A 16648-nucleotide genomic window follows, 5' to 3' on the forward strand; every position below is an offset into this window, starting at 1 on the left:
AAAGCGTCCTTTATCGACCAAAACGCACTATTTCGCGATGACCGTTGCACCCGGAGTGGCAAATCCCTTCGGCGCCACGACGACCCATTTCCCGTTTTGCACCTGCTTGATCTTCGTGAGGTCAGCCCCGAAATTGCCCGGCCCGTCGAACCGGAGCTTCCCGATGAGAGTTTCGACAGAATTGACCTTCAACCAGTCGGCAATCTTACTATCATCGAGCGACTTCGTTTCCCTGACCGCGGCGGTCAACGTCTGTAACGTCGAATACATGGCGGCCGGCTGGGTGTCAGCTTCCTGGTAGGGAAGATTCGCTTGCGCCGCCGCGGGGCGATACGCGGAGATAAAGTCCGATGCAGCCTTTGACTGATTCATCGGAGGCAAGTCTTCGAAGAGCGCGGTCGCCAGCGCATTTGCGCCGAGCTTCGAGGCAGCGAGCGGACCAGGCGAGGGGTAGAGGTAGAAGTGATTGCGAGGTGCGTAATTCAACTTTTCGAGCGCCTCGAGCAGCATGTTGCCCTCTAGTCCTAGGGCCCCGACGAAAAGCAGATCTGGATCAGCCTGGCGAACACGTGCGGCGATCGGACCAAAGTCACGGGTGCCAAATTCGTATTCGAGATACAGATTGACGTCGACGCCACGCTGTTTCGCCACTTCCCGGGCACCAGCAGCGATGAAATCCGCAGCGGGAGTCTTGCCCGTCACGATAGCCATCGTTTTCGGTGTTTTCCCTGCTCCAGCGAGCGTATCGAGCACCAGGGTTGGTATCGACACTTCGGGCGTCGGCCCGACCGACCATGCCGTGAAGTGTCGCGCATATCGCGACAGTTTCGGCATGCTGAACGTGCTGGTGATGAGCGTTTTTCCGTAGCGCTCGGCGACCGGCATCACCGCCAGGGCGATATTGGCGCTGTATGGACTCGATATGAAGTCGACCTTGTCCTTGGTGATCAGGCGCTCATACAGGGTTCGCGCGAGCTCCGGCTTGGATTGATCGTCCAGAAGGATCCACTCGACCTTGCGGCCGTGCAGGCCATCGCCCTCATTGAGCTGCTTGACATAGACCTCGCCCGCAATCTTGTGCATGGCGGCTGTCGGAGCGAGCGGGCCGGTCAATGAGAGCGTACCGCCAATCTTGATCGTATCGGAATTCTGCTGCGCGACCGCACCAGAGGGCGCGATACCGAAGGCTACGCTCAACGTCAGCGTGATCGCCGAGACCGATCGTACGACTTTCATTATAAATGAATTCATGACAGTGCGCCTCCGAAAGCAGCGGCTTCGCCGCAGCTGTTACAATCCAAATTGAAGTCGTTACCTCTAGTCATCAGTAGCCGTAAGGCGCGCGCTGGCTGGAGGGCGTGTTACATACATTCCGCTTATGACGAAGCACGTTTTTTTATAACAACGGCCTGCAAACAAAACTCGACTTAGCTTCGTTTCTTTCCTGCCTTGCGCCGTCGGCGGACAGTTGAAGTGATCGGCTGCGGCGCGAACTAGCGCACGTCGCGCAGCATCGTATCGACGACGGGAGCCAACGCCTTTCCGAGTGTTCGGTGGTTGTCGACTGTAAGGTGAACCCCGTCATCGCCTTCGGTTTTGACGACCGTCGAAGCATCGAAAACAGGTACCCGGTCGATGCGCGACGCCTCCAAGAAGGCATTTGAAAGCAGAGCCGCTTTCGCCGGCGCCCCAGCAAATAGTTCGTTCATTGGTGGGCTGGTGAGATTACCGAGAAGGGGCGGCACAACGACAAGTACCTGGGGCGCAGGATAAGATGTTGCAGTCCCCCCCTCGCTTGAGCGGACTATGGAAGCCAGACCCATCGCACTCTGAGCTATCGCCGTTGGTGTCTTGTCAAAGGCCGGCGCAAGATCGTTTGTTCCGAGCATGAGAACCACAAGGTCCAGCGGCATTTCACGTGCGATCGCCGCCCGCAACGCCTTGGCCCCATTGAAATCCGACCCGACCGTGACGGCCCCGATCCCTTGTTTACGATCTACGTCTACCGTACGGCCGCTCAGGCCATCCACCAAGACAACGGCGCTCTCGGAGAGAGAGCTGGCAAGTACGCCTGCCCAACGTTGATCGTCCGGGAGCCGCGTAACCTGCCGACCGGCGACGCGAGCCGTGGAGCCCCACGTATTGGAGTCGCCAAAGACCAAGATGCGCTTGCTCCTCGCTAACGCTTCCCCCGACGAAAATTGGACCACGATCAGAAGTGACGCCAAAATCGGGATAAACCGACGCATAACCATATACCCCCACACTGTTGCGGCTGTTGTCGCAGCTCTCCCTAAGGAGATCTGTTATATATATTACAGCCAGCTGGCAAGACGTAATTTTTGTTATATTTTGTGAAGCGAGCCAAAGTTTCTGAATATGTCCCAAAAGGATCGACAAGGAGCGATCTAGCCGGCTCGCAGGTGCGATCGTATGACGCCGACCTTGAGCTCTCCGTGTACGGGCACGTCGGCGACGGCAATCTGCACTACAACGTGCTCGTTCCTCCTAATGTCGACCGGCTGGAGTTCACCAAGCGGATCGAAGGCAGCCTATCGCTGCAGCTCTACGACACGGCCGCAGCGCTTGGCGGCACGTTCAGCGCGGAGCACGGCGTCGGTCGGTTCAAGAAGCACCTTCTGGAACGGTACGGTGATGTCGGGCGTATCGCGGCGATGCGCCGGATCAAGACCGCCTTTGATCCGGCGGACATCATGAACGCCGGCGCGATCGTTTGCCCATTGGGAGAGAAGTCTGCCCGTTGAATCATCGGCCGGCGAGTTGGCGATGCTTTCCAAGCGGTGGGTCTTCGGCCGATGCACCTCGATCAGCCAATCGACTTGTCCATAAAGAAAGAGCCACTCCGAAGGAGTGGCTCAAGTTGGGGAGGAAAACGCCCCTTAGGGACTGCTAAAATCGCGATCAGGTCCCGCACGCAGAGGAGTATCTTCGAGCACAGCTCCGAACCCTTTGCTCGCCACGGTACGCGTCGGGCCTGACGTCCGGCTCGTCTTCAGATGGCGGCAATGTCCAGCTTCGAGTCGTCGACCAGACGCGACAGCCGGAACGGTGTGGCATCGACGCAAGGCGTGTCGTTCACGACAAGCTGTGCGGCCAGATAGCCGAGCCCCGGACCCAGACCGAAGCCGTGACCCGAGCAGCCCGCCGCGAGCACGAGGCCCTTCACCCCGTCCACCTGCGACACCACGGGCACTGCGTCCGGCGTGCAATCGACGAAGCCGCCCCAGGCGCTGTCGATCTTAATCTCGCCGAGTTGGGGGAAGGTTTTCCGGACGCTCTCGACCACTTGGCTCACCAGCCATTTCAACGGCGGGGGATCCAGCACGCGATTCTGTTCGAAGATCCGATCGTCGTTGGTCAGCAGCGCCAGCAATGAATCCGGCCCCGAAACGAACGATTGGCCGATGCCGAGCCTGACGTTCTTCAAGCGACGCAAGAACTGCGGCATGAATTCCCGGCTATACCGGATAGCCTGGGGCGTGATTTCGAGGTTCGCCTTGCCGCTGATCGCAAGCGTGTAGCTGCCATCCAGTCGGCGCGTGATCGTGCAGTAGGGTGTCGAGACCGCCTCGCCGATATTGATTGTGGGGGTGGAACGCAGCGCAGTCTGCCGGATGCTCGCTTGGGGGAAACTGACCCCGAGCGGCCGAAGGAAGCGCGAGGACCAGGCGCCGGCGGCGCACATCACCGCGCTGGTTCTGATGTAGCCCTTCTCCGTGTGCACGCCCGCAATCTTGCCATTGGCCAAGTCGAGCCCCCGCGCGGCGCATCCCTGATGGATCGTGGCGCCCAGAACTCTGGCCCCCTCAGCGATAGCCGGCGCGGCGAGCGCAGGTTCGGCCTTGCCGTCTCGCTCCGAATAGGTCCCACCGACCCATTTGTCGCGCGCTTCGGGGACGCGCTCGGCCACTTCCGTCCGGCTCAGCACGCGGGTATCGACGTCGTACTCCCTGGCAACCTCGCGCCACTTTTCCCAGCCGGCGAGCACAGCCTCGTCGTGGGTCGCATAGACGAGACCGCAGCGACGAAATCCAAGGTCCCGATTGATATCGCGCGTGAGCTCGTCCCACAGCCGCATGGAGAGCACCGAGAGCGGCAGTTCGCGCCGGTCGCGGTTCTGCTGGCGGCACCAACCCCAGTTTCGGCTCGATTGTTCACAGGCGACGTGCCCCTTCTCGAGGAGCGCCACGGAGAGGCCCCGCTTCGCCAGGTAATAGGCGGCCGTAGAGCCGAGGATGCCGCCGCCGACGATGACGACGTCGGCCTCGGCCGGGAGACACTCATCGCTGTGAATGCGCTCGACATGGGGCGACATGGTCCAACGAGCCTCGGCTGCCAAAAATGCGGAAACAAAGTTTCCGATCAGCCCTTCATCGCATCGTGCGTTCGGTAGAATGTGCTGAAATCATCCAGGACTTCGCAAGATGTTCGGTTTTCTGGCCGTTTGAGCGATACGAGATGCTCAAGCGCGAGAGTAGTAAAATCCGAGGACGGCCTTGGTCTCGAGATACTCCTCCATGCCCTCGATGCCGTATTCGCGACCGTTGCCAGAACGCTTGTATCCGCCAAAGGGAGCATTGGGGTCCCAGTCAGGATAATTGAGATGGACTTGACCCGAGTGGATCTGCCCGGCGACGGTCCGCACCATCTCCATATCGGTGCCCTGCACATGGGCGCCGAGACCGTAGACGGTGTCGTTGGCGATCGCGATCGCTTCGTCCACGGCGTCGTAGGGAATGATCGACAGCACCGGGCCGAAGATTTCCTGCTGCGCGATCCTCATGTCGGGACGGACGTTCGAGAAAATGGTCGGCCGCGCATAGAAGCCAGTCCGAAGATCGTCGGGCCGCCCTCGCCCGCCGATGACGAGCTTGACGCCTTCTTCCAGTCCGACGCCGATCATGGTCTGGATGCGCTCGAACTGCGGCCGGTTGGCGATCGGACCATGGGTCGTGCTTTCCGCAAGGGGATCGCCGACCACCAGTTCAGAAGCGGCCGCCGCGGCCAAGGTCTCGACCTCCTCGATCCGTGAACGGGGCACGAGCATGCGCGTCGGCGCGCTGCAGGATTGGCCGAGATTGCGGAAGGCGGCGGCGACGCCAAGCGGAACAGCACGGCTGAGATCGGCGTCCGGCAAGATGATATTTGGCGACTTACCGCCGAGCTCCTGGGCAACGCGCTTGACGGTGGGCGCTGCCGCTTGCGCGACGAGAACGCCGGCGCGCGTCGAGCCGGTGATCGAGATCATGTCGACCAACGGATGCGACGCGAGAGCGGCGCCCACGATCGGACCTGTCCCATTGACGAGGTTGAAGACGCCGGGTGGGCAACCGGCATCGTCCATCAGTTCCGCGAATAGCAAAGCGCTCAGCGGCGATAATTCGCTCGGTTTCAACACCACCGTGCAACCGGCCGCAATCGCCGGGGCCACCTTCGCAGTAATCTGATAAAGTGGCCAGTTCCATGGCGTGATGAGGCCGCAGACGCCGATTGGCTCGCGCATGATCGCGGTGCTGCCGCGCGCGGCGATGAACGGATAATTCGCGAGATTGTCGCGGGCGACGCGGATATGCTCGGCGGCCAACGGCACCTGAGCGCGGCGCGCATAGGTGATCGCAGCTCCCATCTCACAGGTAAGCGCCTGCGCGAACAGCTCCAGCCGCTCGAGGAGCAAACCATGAACCCGGTCGAGCAGCGCCGCTCTTTCAGCAGGCGGTGTCATGGACCAGTTGACGAAGGCTCCTCTGGCAGCTGCGATCGCGCAGTCCACATCATCGTCGTCGCCGAGCGCGACGTCGGCGATCGGCTGTTCCGTCGCCGGGTTGACGACAATTGCGGCTGCCGCGACTGGTCCGATCGGCTTCCGCCATTCCCCGTCGATGTAGAATTTTCCGAGAAAGCCGGCTTCCGTCAAATGTCGAAGGGGCGAGGTCATTGGAAGCGATCCTTGATCCGGGAATAGGCGCCGATCAGCGGCAGGAACCAGGGGGGCCGGGAATGGCCGGCCAGCGCTACCAGCCGCGCGTCCGGGGCCATCGGGCGTGAATCGCGTCGCCGCCGGCGGAGACGACGTTGTACAACTCGTGTTGCGACGCCGTCGCACAGGCGTGATTGGGGAGAATCCTGACCTTCGCGCCGATCGGAAGATTGGTCAAAGCGTGCGCCGACCCGGGCCTGATGGCGAGGATCCCGTGCTCCTGGCTTGCTTGCGAAACGATCAGGTCCGGATAGACCTTGCCGGCCACGTCGCAGACCAGACCATATCCGTGGTCGACCCGCTGCGCCGCGGTGCCGCGGTCGCGCGACAGCGCCATCCATCCGGCATCGACCAAAATCCAGCCCTTCTCGGGCTTGGTGCCGATCACGGTGGCGAGCACCGAGATCGCGATGTCGTCCGTCGTGCAGACACCAACACCGTGCATGACCAAGTCGAAGAACATGTAGACGCCCGCCCGCATTTCCGTGACGCCGGTCAGGTCTTCGGCGAAATGCGCTGTCGGGGTCGAGCCGACGCTCACGATGGGGCATTGGTGCCCGGCCGCCCGCAAGGCCTCCGCCGCGGCAACCGCTACCGCTCTCTCATTCTCCGCGGCCGCGACGAGAGCCTTGGGCGTGAAGAGGCTGTAGGATTCGCCTGCATGGGTGAGAACGCCGACAAGCTTGACGCTGGCCTCGCCCAGCGCGACCGCGACTGCAATGAGCTTTGGATCGTCCGCGGTCAGCCCGCCGCGGTGACCATCGCAGTCAATCTCGATGAACGCGGTCGGTGTCACACCAGCGGCACGACCGGCGGCGCCGAGCATCCTCGCCTGCTCCGACGAATCGAGCAGTACCTTGAGGTCAACGCCTGCTTTGCGCAGACGCATCGCTCTTTCAGCTGTGTGGGGCGCCAGACCCACCGCATAAGTCATGTCGCGAAAACCGTGCTGCGCGAAATACTCGGCTTCCGCCAGGGTAGAGACAGTGATCGGCCCCGATCCGGACGGATAGGCCCGTCGGGCTACGTCGATGGATTTCGCGGTTTTCATGTGGGGACGCAGCACGACGCCCCGCTCCGCCATGCGCGAGGACAGGCGGGCGAGATTGCGATCGAGCCGATGCACGTCGAGCAGGAGAGCCGGCGTTGCCAGCGTGCCGAGCGTTGCGGCCGTCTCGGAGTTCTGGTGATTTCCGCTCATCTCCTCGCGTAGCACGTCGACGTCTCCTAGCCGAAAGACTGATTGGGAATCGCAAACACGCGCGCCGGCCCGCTCGACGGTGCCGGCGTGCCCAAGATCATGGTGGTGGCATCGCCGACCTGCTCCAGGCCGATGCCTTCGAGCCAATCCCCGAGTTGCGATGTGGCAGACGTGTCGATCCGGACAAAACCACTGCCGAGCCGCGCGAGCGCAGCCTCGATCAGCGCCTGTGCATCGGTCGCGGTTTCGGCGACGACGGGACCGATGACATGCCCCCGGCCGAAAAGCCGGGAGATGGCGTAGCCGCGGGCCATGCCGTCGCGCTGCAGGACATAGCTATCACGGCTTTGGAGCAGCTTTTCGAGCATCTGTCGTCTCTCCAAGCCCGTAGCGTCGCGATCGAGCCGCATGATCGCCTCGAAATCCGAGGCAGCCATCGGCCTGACGAGGCCCGCCGGCGGCGGCTCATGGCGTCCTCTGGGAATTCCCTGATGCTGGTGGATGACCCCGATGGGGACGAAACCGCGCCGCTGGTAAAGCGCCTGGCCTTCCGCGGTCGAATTCAGCGCAATGCTGCGTGGACGCGCGGACGTCAGCAACGCATCCATGAGCCGGGCCCCATAACCACGGCCCTGAGCGGTCTTCGCGACGATGATCATACCAGCGGAAGCATGGGTTTCGCCATACGGCCACCATGCCGCGGTCCCGATCACCGCCCCAGCGCGTTCCAGAACAAAGCCTTTGCCCAGCTGCAGCGCGACATCCCAATCTTCGAGCCGATAGGGCCAGGACATCTCCTGCGAGAGCTTCAGGGCGCCTTCCAGATGCGATCTGGCGAAAGGAACGAGGATCACGTCTTCAATGACACGATCTTCGGCCGGGTAAGCTGCGGTTTTCATGATCAATAAGCGTCTCTTTCTCGGGTTGCCCGGACCAGGCGCGAGTGCCTGACAGGGCGAGGGCCATGTGATGATCCCCGCATGGTCTGCAGCGTACCTTGCGTCCAACAGCATTACGCAATCAGACTCGAGCAAAGTTCGGCATAGAATTTCATCGATGTCGCTTTGGAGTAGCCAATCTGCTGCGATGGCCCATCAGAACGCTGATCACGTCCTCGAATGACAAACTCCGTAAGCACAGCCATCATTGATGGTGCGCCGATCCGGACTCGATCTTTCAGTTAATCGCATCCACCACAATCCCCCCGATGTAGTTCTTGACCGCCTGCACATCCGGCGGGAGGATCATGACTCGTCTCGGCAACTCTTCGATGCCCTTGAGCCTTTCTGGACGATCCGCCTCGCGGCCCAACGCTTCCTTAATTGTCGCGCCGAATTTGACGGGCAGTGCGGTTTCGAGCACGACCATCGGCGTGTCGGAAGAGGCGTGCCTGCGTGCGACTCTCACCCCGTCTGCTGTGTGTGGGTCGATCTCGGTCTTGCAGCGCTTCCACGTGTCACGGATGGTTGCGAGCCGGTCGGCATGTGTGCTCCTTCCGCTCCGGAAGCCGAAACGGGCTGCAGCCTCTGCAAATCTGGATTCTCCACTCAGGTCGAACGAGCCTCGCTCCCCGAGCTGATCGACAAAAAGCGACTTCGTTCTGTCTGCATCGCGACCGAGCAAATCGAATACAAAGCGTTCGAGATTTGAGGCCTTGGAGATGTCCATGGATGGGCTTGATGTTTCGAGCGTGTCAGCGCGACTTCGAACGCGATAGACGCCGGTGCGGAAGAACTCGTCGAGCACGTCGTTCTCGTTGGTCGCAAGGACCAGCCGGGATATTGGAAGCCCCATCATGCGCGCAACATGCCCTGCGCAGATGTTTCCGAAATTCCCCGAAGGCACTGCAAAGCTAACACTTTTCGCCCCCCATTCGGACGCCTGCAGATAGCCGGAGAAGTAATAGACGACCTGCGCGAGGAGCCTCGCCCAGTTGATCGAGTTCACCGCACCAATCTTGTATTGCTGCTTGAACTCCAGATCGCTCGCCACCAGCTTGACGATGTCCTGGCAATCGTCGAAGACGCCTTCTATCGCGATGTTGTGGATGTTGTGGTCCTGGAGGCTGAACATCTGAGCTTGTTGAAAGGCGCTCATTCGTCCGCGGGGCGAGAGCATGAACACCCGCACCCCTTTCTTGCCGCGCATGGCGTATTCTGCCGCGCTTCCGGTATCGCCACTGGTCGCACCCAGAATGTTCAAGTTCTCCTGCCGGCGCGCCAGCTCGTACTCGAGCAGATTGCCGAGCAACTGCATGGCCATGTCCTTGAACGCCAACGTGGGACCATTCGACAGTTCCTGGAGGTAAAGTCCCCTCTCCAGCTGTCGCAGCGGCGCGATGCCAGGCTTTCCGAATATCTCCGGCAAGTAGGTCTTTGCACAGATGGCTTTCAGGTCGGCGGAGGGAATATCGCCGACATAGAGCGACAGGATCTCGAAAGCCAGGTTGGCGTAGGACAGCGTACGCCACGCATCCAGCGTGGCGTGGTCCACACGAGGATAGCTTTCCGGGACGTACAGCCCGCCATCCGGGGCGAGGCCTTCAAGCAATGCCTCGCAGAATTGCTTGCGGCCTGAATGGCCGCGCGTGGACACGTACTGCATCGCAATCTTCTTTCGAGAGGCGGAAGTGCCTCCGGAACTCACACCCTCGGCTGTAAGCTATGCTGCCGTCCATCAACGGCTGGCGCGCCACATCGCGATCCGGTCACGCATCCGGTAGCCCTGAATGAAGGCAGGCATGAACCACGGATTGCCTCGATAGAACGGGATGAAGGCCGGAGGCCTGAAGTCGAACGCGGTGCGCGCCCGTTCCTCGTGACCCATGAGCTTGTGGGCCGCACGCATACCGACCCATGGCGCCCAGACCACGCCCGACCCGCAGAAGCCGCTGGCATAGACGATACCTTCCTTCTCGAAAATGCGCGGAATCATGTCGCGGTTCATGGCCACATGGCCGAACCAGGTGTGTGAGAGGCGAACGGCCTCCAGTTCAGGGAACAGATTCACCAGGCCCTTGCGCAGAAGCAGCTTCGGAGCGACAGGGTCGCCGACCCGAGAGCTGTCGCGACCGCCGAGCAAGATGCGTTTGCCATCAGGCGAGGGCCGATAATAGAAGCCGACCTCCCGGCTCTCCGTGATCATCATGCGTTTCGGCATCAGCCGCGCCATGACTTCGGGCGCAAGCTCCTCCGTCGCAATGATCCGGCTACGGACCGGGACCAGCCGACGGCGCAGGAAGGGCACGGCGCCATCGGTGTAACCGTTGGTACACACCAGCACCTGACGTGCCTGCACCGGACCGGCCGCGGTGACGACGCGGAAACCGGAGCCATCTCTGTCGATCGAGATCACAGGCGTCCGCGCGTGGACTGTCAATCCGGAAGCGAGCGCGACCCGCAGCAGTTCGGCGTGAAATTTTGCCGGGTGCAACCCGCCGATGTCCATCCGAACCGTACCGCCGCGATAGACATCGGTGCCGACATACTGGCGCTGTTCGGCATAGGGAACTGCGTAGGCTTCGATTCCAAGCTTCTTTGCGAGCCGCTCGGCGGTGCGCGCCATGGCTTCGTATTGCTCATAGCCGAAGGCGCCCTTGAACTGCCCCACCGGCTGGAAGTCGCAGGCGAGGCCTCCCGTCCTGATGAAATCGTACAGGAACTCGCGTGCGGCCTTACCTTCCGCCTCGATCGCCAGCGCCCTCTCCTCTCCGAACCGGCGCGTGAGCGTCGCGTAATCGGGCCGAATGGATCCGCTGGTGATACCGCCGTTGCGCGTCGAAGCTCCTTCGCCAGGGTCCATGGCATCATAGGCCGCAACCGAGCGGCCCTCGCGCGCCAGCACCAGACCGGCCGAGAGCCCTGCATAGCCCGCGCCCACGATCAACACGTCGAGCTTCTTGGCTATTGGCTGCTGAGGCGGCGGCTTAAGCGGCGCGGCTTCCCACCAATAGGGCGTGGCCTTCTCGGCAACTCTAGGCGCATGCATGGCTTTGTTTCTCGTATGGTTGCTGGGTTCAGCCGCGGCTCGGTTCAAATCGTTCAGATGTGGTCGTTTCGAACGTCGAGGGCATCTCGCAGACCATCACCGATGAAATTGAAGCTCGTCACCGCCATCGTAATGGCGGCACCGGGAATGATGGCGAGCCAGGGAGCGCTCGCCAGATATTGCTGCGCGCCATTGAGCATGTTGCCCCAGCTGGGCAGCGGCGGCTGGATGCCGTAGCCGAGAAAACTGATATAGGCCTCCAGAAGGATCGCGCGCGCCACGGCCAGACTTGCGGCGACGATGATAGGACCCATGGCATTGGGCAGGATCTCGCGGAACATGATGTGCGCCCTGCGAAGCCCGACCATGCGCGCAGCCTGGACGAACTCGCGCTCGCGTAGCGAACGGACCTCGGCCTCGACGATTCGCGCAGTCTCCATCCAGCTCGTGACGGCAATGATCACGGTGATCATCGCCGGGCTCGGCCGCAGCGTTGCGGCCAGCGCCAGCACGAGAAAGATCGAGGGATAGGACAGGAAGCCATCGACCGTCCGCATCAATGCCGCCCCGACCCAACCCCCGCGATAGCCGGCCGTCGCGCCAATGAGCGTGCCGATCAACGTCGACAGCAACATGGCGGAGAACCCCACCGCCAGCGAGACGCGCCCGGCCATCAACAGCCGCACCGCGAGGTCTCGCCCTAAGGGATCCGTGCCCAAGTAATGGTTGCCTGTCAGCGGCGGAGCAAAGCGGGCGCGCAGATCGATGTGGAGCGAATCGTAGGGCAAGGCATAGGGACCGATGGCGCACGCCAGCACGAGCAGGGTGATCATCGCGATTCCCAAGAGCGCCAGGTGGTGATGCATGAAGCGGATAACGGCACGGCTGTGCCACCAGCGGGCCGGAGCTGCGTGCGCGACGATGGCGGTCATATCTACTCGCTCCTCTTATCTGTCGTGAGTCTGCAGGCTCAGGCCAGGCGAATGCGCGGATCGACGGTGGCGATCACGATGTCTGCGATCAGATTGCCCAACAGGACCAGGATGGCCGAGAAGATCAACAGCCCCATCACGACCGGATAGTCGCTGTAACCAAGGCTGTCGAGAAACAGCCGCCCCATGCCCGGCCAGGTGAACACGGTCTCCGTGACCAGCGCGCCGGTGAGAACGCTGGGCAGTTGCATCCCTGCCAGCGTGATCATCGGCAACAGCGCATTGCCGATGACATGTTTCAGCAAGATGCGGCGTTCGCTCACGCCTTTGGCCCGGGCCGTCTTGACGAAATCCTGACTGAGCGCATCGAGCGTTGCCGTCCGCATGTAACGGCTCCAGATAGCGACATGAACGAGGGACAGCACCAGGCTCGGCAAGATCAGGTGATGCAGATAGTCCAGTACCGAGCCGTCGCCAATTGTGTACATGTTGCCTGCGGGCACCCAACCCAGCTTCAGGGTGAAGATGTAGATGCCGATCAGGCCGAACCAGAACGTCGGAACGGACAGCGCCACCATGGCGCCGACAGTCGCGCAGTAGTCGAACAGCGAATAGCGGTGGGTGGCGCCGCGGATTCCGATCCAGGCACCGACCCCGATCGCAAATGCGGTGGACGTACCCATAAGCAGTAGCGTCGCCAGCAAGTGTCGACCAATCACCGTCAGCACCGAAGAGCCATCGCGGAACGAGTGTCCCCAATCCCCCTGGAGCAGCCGCCAGGCCCAATCGAGATACTGCATCCATAGCGGCCGGTTCAACCCGAGCTGCGCTGCGAGCCGCTCCACATCCTTCTGGGTCATCCCCGGATCGAGCCCGAACTGCGCCAGAGGACCACCCGGCATGAGGTTGAGAACCGTGAAGCCGATGATCGAGACGATCACCAGCAGCACGATGCTCTGCAAGAGACGATTCAGCAGGAAGGCGGACATTCGAGTCCTCCATTAGCGTGACAACACCGTCCGACGCGGTCCGTCCGGCGAGACATCAGCTCGCCCAATACCAGGCGAGCGCGTTCCAGGACTCCGTGCGCGTGTTGCCATTCGGCACGAATCCATTGATCCCCTTCTTGAGACCTTCGACCGAGTTGCTCTGATACAGCGGTAGGAAAGGCAGATCGCGGCGCACGAGTTCCTGTACGCGAGAGTAGATCGCGCGCCGCGTTTCGGGATCGAAGGTGCGTGCGCCTTTGTCGAGGAGGGCATCGACCTCCGGATTTGCGTATTGGGCATTGTTCGAGCCGCGGCCGCCCTTCGCTGCGATCGAGCGCGAGTGGAGGCGATTGGTGACGTCCGGATCGGCGCCAATCAGATACGAGCTGCCTACGATCACGGAATCGAACTGCGATTGCACCCAGAAATCGCCCCACATCACGGCGGCGGGCAGGTTCGATATCTTCATCTCGACCCCCAGTTGCGCGAACGTCTGCTGCAGGAACTGCTGCACCTGTTCACGAAGGGGATCGCCCGACGTGGTCGAATTGGTAAAGGACAGGCGAACGCCGTTCTTGGCGCGAATGCCGTCCGCGCCCTTTGCCCAGCCGGCCTGATCGAGGATCTTGCCCGCGCGCTTCACATCAAATTGGTGCAGGGGCAGATTGGCGTGGAAGAAGAAGGACTGCCGCGGCATGAACGTCTCTGTCGGGGTAGGTACCCCGTAATAGAGCCCCTGAATGATCGCCTCCTTGTCGATCGCCGCGTAGAGCGCCTCGCGAACGGCAAGCTCCTTGAACTGCGGGCGCTCAAGGTTCAGGTAGAAGGATTCGAACGAGGTCCTTGGGACGAGCGTCACCACACGGTTTGGCAGCGTCTTGGCTTCCACGTAATGATCGGGCGTGATGTAAGGCTGACCTACGAGATCAATGTCGCCGCTCTTGAACTGGGTGTAGAGGACCGTGAGATCGGGAATGTATTTGAAGACCAGCCTCTCGATGTGAGGGCCATCACCGAAGTACTCGGTATTCGCAACGAGTTCGAGATGATCACCGGCAACCCTCTTGCCCCACTTGAAGGCGCCGGTACCAACCGGCGCCTGGTTGAAGGCGGCGTTGTTGGGATTGGCCTCTTTCTCGAGGATGTGCTTGGGGACGATGAAGGTTTCGGTCAGAAACGACAGATAGGGCGCAAAGGCTTCCTCCATTCGCCACGAAATCTCCGTCGGCGAGACCACCGTGATGTCGCGCACGAGGGCATGGCCGGCCGTGCGCCAACTCCGGAAGTTCGGATTCGTAATCAGCTCGAGCGTAAACTTCACGTCCTCGGCGCTGAACGGTTTGCCGTCGTGCCAGCGGACATCGTCACGCAAACGAATACGCCATTTGAGACCGTCTTCCGAAATACCGCCATTCTTCTGGTTCGGCACTTCCACGGCCAGGTTGGGCTGAATAACGCCTTGAGGATCGATGCGGAACAGCGCGTCGAAGACCGAGAAGTGCACGCCATCATCGACTTCAATGTGTACCATCAGCGGATTGAAGACGGTGGGCTCTTGTCCAAGCCCGACGATCACGCGGCCGGTTGGCTTTGTCGGAGAAGTGCGCGCGTGGGCCGGCTTGCCCAATAGGTTGGGCGCGATCAGGCCGGCAGCTCCGCCGATCGCCACCATTCGCAGAGCATCACGCCGCGAGTAGCTCGATGTCGTTGCAGAACCCTTTCTCATAACGTCTCTCCTCCCTTGTGCTGTCCGCCGTACTCTGCATGTTCGGGCATGCTCAGGGGTTGCTCGCCCGGAATTGCTGCCACCAGTTCTCGCGTGTAGGTGGATTTCGGATCGAGGAATATCTGGGACGGCGGTCCGCGTTCCACGATTTGTCCGCGATGCATGACGGCGATTTCATCGCAGATTTGGCTTGCGACGCGCAGATCATGCGTGATGAAGATCATCGAGACGCCGGTCTCCCGCTGGATCTGGTCGAGCAGCTTCAAGATCTGGGCCTGGATCGATACGTCGAGCGCTGAGACCGCTTCGTCGGCGATCAGCAATTTTGGTTTGAACATCAGCGCCCGCGCGATCCCGACGCGCTGGCGCTGCCCGCCGGAGAACTCGTGCGGATAGCGCTCAAAGGCGCCCGCATCCAGGCCGACGTGGGACAGAAGCTCCCGCGCGCGCTCGCAAGCTTTGTCATAAGGCATGCCATGCGCGACCGGGCCGACAGTGAGAATTTGCCCGACCGTCGATCGCGGATTGAGCGATGCGAAAGGATCCTGAAAGATCATCTGGATGTTCGGCCGTAGCGGCCGAAACTCGGCTTCGGAAAGCCCAGCGATGTCGCGGCCTTCGAACAGAATCGAGCCGCCGTCGCACTCCATGAGCTTGATCAGCAGCCGACCGAGCGACGACTTGCCGGACCCGCTTTCCCCGACGACGCCGAGCGTGCGACCCGACGTGAGGTCGAAGCTGACCCCATTGACCGCAGGCACGATGCGCTGCGTACGGAAAAGCGCGCTGCCGCTGCGATAAGTCTTTGCCAGGCATTCGACCTTCAGGATCGACGCTCGCTCCCCGGCTTCCGAGGGAACGCGGTCCTTGCCGGTCAGGTGGGGCACGGCTGCGATCAGGCGGCGCGTATAGAGATGACCGGGCGACTTCAGCACCTGCGCGGCACTGCCCTGCTCCACGCAATGGCCCTTCTCCATCACCACAACGTGGTCGGCAATCTCCGCGACGACGCCGAAATCATGGGTGATGAACATGACGCTCATTCCCTTGCGGCGCTGAATGTCGCGGATCAATTGCAGGATCTGCGCCTGGGTCGTCACGTCGAGTGCGGTGGTCGGCTCGTCCGCGATCAGGATCGCAGGTTCGAGGGCCAGAGCCATGGCGATCATCACCCGCTGCCGCTGCCCGCCCGAAAGCCGGAAGGGATACTGGTGATACATGAGCTGCGGATCAGGCAGACCCACTTCAATCAACAAGTCTTTGGCCCGGCTGCGACGCGAGGCCGGCGTACCAACGTCGTGCGCGGCCATCACCTCCTCGATCTGCGCGCCCACGGTCATAAGCGGGTTGAGCGCCGAGAGAGGATCTTGAAAGATCATCGAGACCACTCGGCCGCGCAGACTGCGGAGCTTCTCAGGCGCGAGGCCTACGATGTTCGTCCCATTCAGGTGGATCGCCCCCGAGGTGACCCTGATCACCTTCGGCAGAAGCCCCATGATCGCATTGGCGGTGACCGACTTGCCCGATCCAGATTCCCCGATGATGCAGAGAATTTGTCCGCGCTTCAGATCAAAGGAGACGTTTTCGATGGCGTAGGCCCGCTCCATTCCTTGCGGCAGACTTACGCTCAGCTCCCGCACGGAGAGCGCGACATCGGCGGGGGCTGCAGCCGGCTCACCAGAGGCCATCGGAACATCCTCCCTTTTTAGCTTCGTTCGGCCATCCTGCTGCGAGCTGCGCCTTCGGTTCTTTGCCTTGCCACGCTTCTTCGACAGGTCGACGATTTGACGCTCAACGTGCCATTCCTCCATTGGA

Annotated in this window: 13 protein-coding genes; 1 reads left to right on the top strand and 12 read right to left on the bottom strand. The window is 61.6% G+C overall.

Translation table 11 applies throughout. From position 1 onward, the window contains the following. Positions 1-27: 27 nt before the first annotated feature. Together RAD10_RS17475 and RAD10_RS17480 are read right to left on the bottom strand one after the other, a co-directional pair. A complete protein-coding gene (locus RAD10_RS17475) occupies positions 28-1251 on the bottom strand; it encodes an amino acid ABC transporter substrate-binding protein (RefSeq protein WP_461618493.1) in 1224 nt (407 codons plus the stop codon). Positions 1252-1493: 242 nt separating this feature from the next. Beyond that, the gene (locus RAD10_RS17480) at positions 1494-2162 is read right to left on the bottom strand and encodes a GDSL-type esterase/lipase family protein (RefSeq protein WP_461618494.1); all 669 of its coding nucleotides are present in this window, start codon (positions 2160-2162) and stop codon (positions 1494-1496) included. A 261-nt stretch (positions 2163-2423) separates the two neighbouring features. Between RAD10_RS17480 and RAD10_RS17485 the strand changes: the two genes are divergently transcribed. Beyond that, positions 2424-2765: an FAD-linked oxidase C-terminal domain-containing protein gene (locus RAD10_RS17485; protein WP_461618495.1), complete on the top strand. Its 342-nt coding sequence runs from the start codon at positions 2424-2426 to the stop codon at positions 2763-2765. Between the two features lie 248 nt (positions 2766-3013). Here the strand turns inward: RAD10_RS17485 and RAD10_RS17490 are convergent, their stop codons facing one another. From RAD10_RS17490 to RAD10_RS17535, 10 genes are all read right to left on the bottom strand, one after another. After that, the gene (locus tag RAD10_RS17490) at positions 3014-4336 is read right to left on the bottom strand and encodes an NAD(P)/FAD-dependent oxidoreductase (RefSeq protein WP_461618496.1); all 1323 of its coding nucleotides are present in this window, start codon (positions 4334-4336) and stop codon (positions 3014-3016) included. A gap of 147 nt (positions 4337-4483) precedes the next feature. Beyond that, the gene (locus RAD10_RS17495) at positions 4484-5956 is read right to left on the bottom strand and encodes an aldehyde dehydrogenase family protein (RefSeq protein ID WP_461618497.1); all 1473 of its coding nucleotides are present in this window, start codon (positions 5954-5956) and stop codon (positions 4484-4486) included. Between the two features lie 76 nt (positions 5957-6032). Continuing rightward, a complete protein-coding gene (locus tag RAD10_RS17500) occupies positions 6033-7199 on the bottom strand; it encodes an alanine racemase (RefSeq protein ID WP_461618582.1) in 1167 nt (388 codons plus the stop codon). A 26-nt stretch (positions 7200-7225) separates the two neighbouring features. Continuing rightward, entirely contained in the window at positions 7226-8098 is an 873-nt protein-coding gene (locus RAD10_RS17505) for a GNAT family N-acetyltransferase (RefSeq protein ID WP_461618583.1), read from the bottom strand. A gap of 277 nt (positions 8099-8375) precedes the next feature. Continuing rightward, a complete protein-coding gene (gene thrC / locus RAD10_RS17510) occupies positions 8376-9803 on the bottom strand; it encodes a threonine synthase (protein ID WP_461618498.1) in 1428 nt (475 codons plus the stop codon). Between the two features lie 72 nt (positions 9804-9875). Continuing rightward, entirely contained in the window at positions 9876-11186 is a 1311-nt protein-coding gene (locus RAD10_RS17515) for an NAD(P)/FAD-dependent oxidoreductase (protein ID WP_461618499.1), read from the bottom strand. A 53-nt stretch (positions 11187-11239) separates the two neighbouring features. Then, complete coding sequence (locus RAD10_RS17520) at positions 11240-12118, bottom strand: ABC transporter permease (RefSeq protein ID WP_461618500.1); 879 nt, start codon at positions 12116-12118, stop codon at positions 11240-11242. Positions 12119-12156: 38 nt separating this feature from the next. Beyond that, on the bottom strand, positions 12157-13107 hold the full coding sequence (locus tag RAD10_RS17525) for an ABC transporter permease (RefSeq protein ID WP_018321787.1): 951 nt from the start codon (positions 13105-13107) through the stop codon (positions 12157-12159). A 55-nt stretch (positions 13108-13162) separates the two neighbouring features. Further along, on the bottom strand, positions 13163-14833 hold the full coding sequence (locus tag RAD10_RS17530; RefSeq protein ID WP_461618501.1) for a peptide ABC transporter substrate-binding protein: 1671 nt from the start codon (positions 14831-14833) through the stop codon (positions 13163-13165). After that, positions 14830-16521, bottom strand: a complete 1692-nt coding sequence (locus RAD10_RS17535; protein ID WP_461618584.1) for an ABC transporter ATP-binding protein — start codon at positions 16519-16521, stop codon at positions 14830-14832. Before RAD10_RS17535 ends, RAD10_RS17530 begins: the two co-directional genes overlap by 4 nt. Positions 16522-16648 lie beyond the last annotated feature (127 nt).

The sequence above is a fragment of the Bradyrhizobium sp. 23AC genome, assembly GCF_054863025.1.

Excerpts from the sequence above, each read along its gene's own strand:
- thrC (WP_461618498.1), bottom strand. The coding sequence starts at position 9,803 with ATGCAGTACGTGTCCACGCGCGGCCATTCAGGCCGCAAGCAATTCTGC.
- RAD10_RS17525 (WP_018321787.1), bottom strand. The coding sequence starts at position 13,107 with ATGTCCGCCTTCCTGCTGAATCGTCTCTTGCAGAGCATCGTGCTGCTG.
- RAD10_RS17495 (WP_461618497.1), bottom strand. The coding sequence starts at position 5,956 with ATGACCTCGCCCCTTCGACATTTGACGGAAGCCGGCTTTCTCGGAAAA.
- RAD10_RS17520 (WP_461618500.1), bottom strand. The coding sequence starts at position 12,118 with ATGACCGCCATCGTCGCGCACGCAGCTCCGGCCCGCTGGTGGCACAGC.
- RAD10_RS17500 (WP_461618582.1), bottom strand. The coding sequence starts at position 7,199 with ATGAGCGGAAATCACCAGAACTCCGAGACGGCCGCAACGCTCGGCACG.
- RAD10_RS17530 (WP_461618501.1), bottom strand. The coding sequence starts at position 14,833 with ATGAGAAAGGGTTCTGCAACGACATCGAGCTACTCGCGGCGTGATGCT.
- RAD10_RS17505 (WP_461618583.1), bottom strand. The coding sequence starts at position 8,098 with ATGAAAACCGCAGCTTACCCGGCCGAAGATCGTGTCATTGAAGACGTG.
- RAD10_RS17475 (WP_461618493.1), bottom strand. The coding sequence starts at position 1,251 with ATGAATTCATTTATAATGAAAGTCGTACGATCGGTCTCGGCGATCACG.
- RAD10_RS17490 (WP_461618496.1), bottom strand. The coding sequence starts at position 4,336 with ATGTCGCCCCATGTCGAGCGCATTCACAGCGATGAGTGTCTCCCGGCC.
- RAD10_RS17535 (WP_461618584.1), bottom strand. The coding sequence starts at position 16,521 with ATGGCCTCTGGTGAGCCGGCTGCAGCCCCCGCCGATGTCGCGCTCTCC.
- RAD10_RS17515 (WP_461618499.1), bottom strand. The coding sequence starts at position 11,186 with ATGCATGCGCCTAGAGTTGCCGAGAAGGCCACGCCCTATTGGTGGGAA.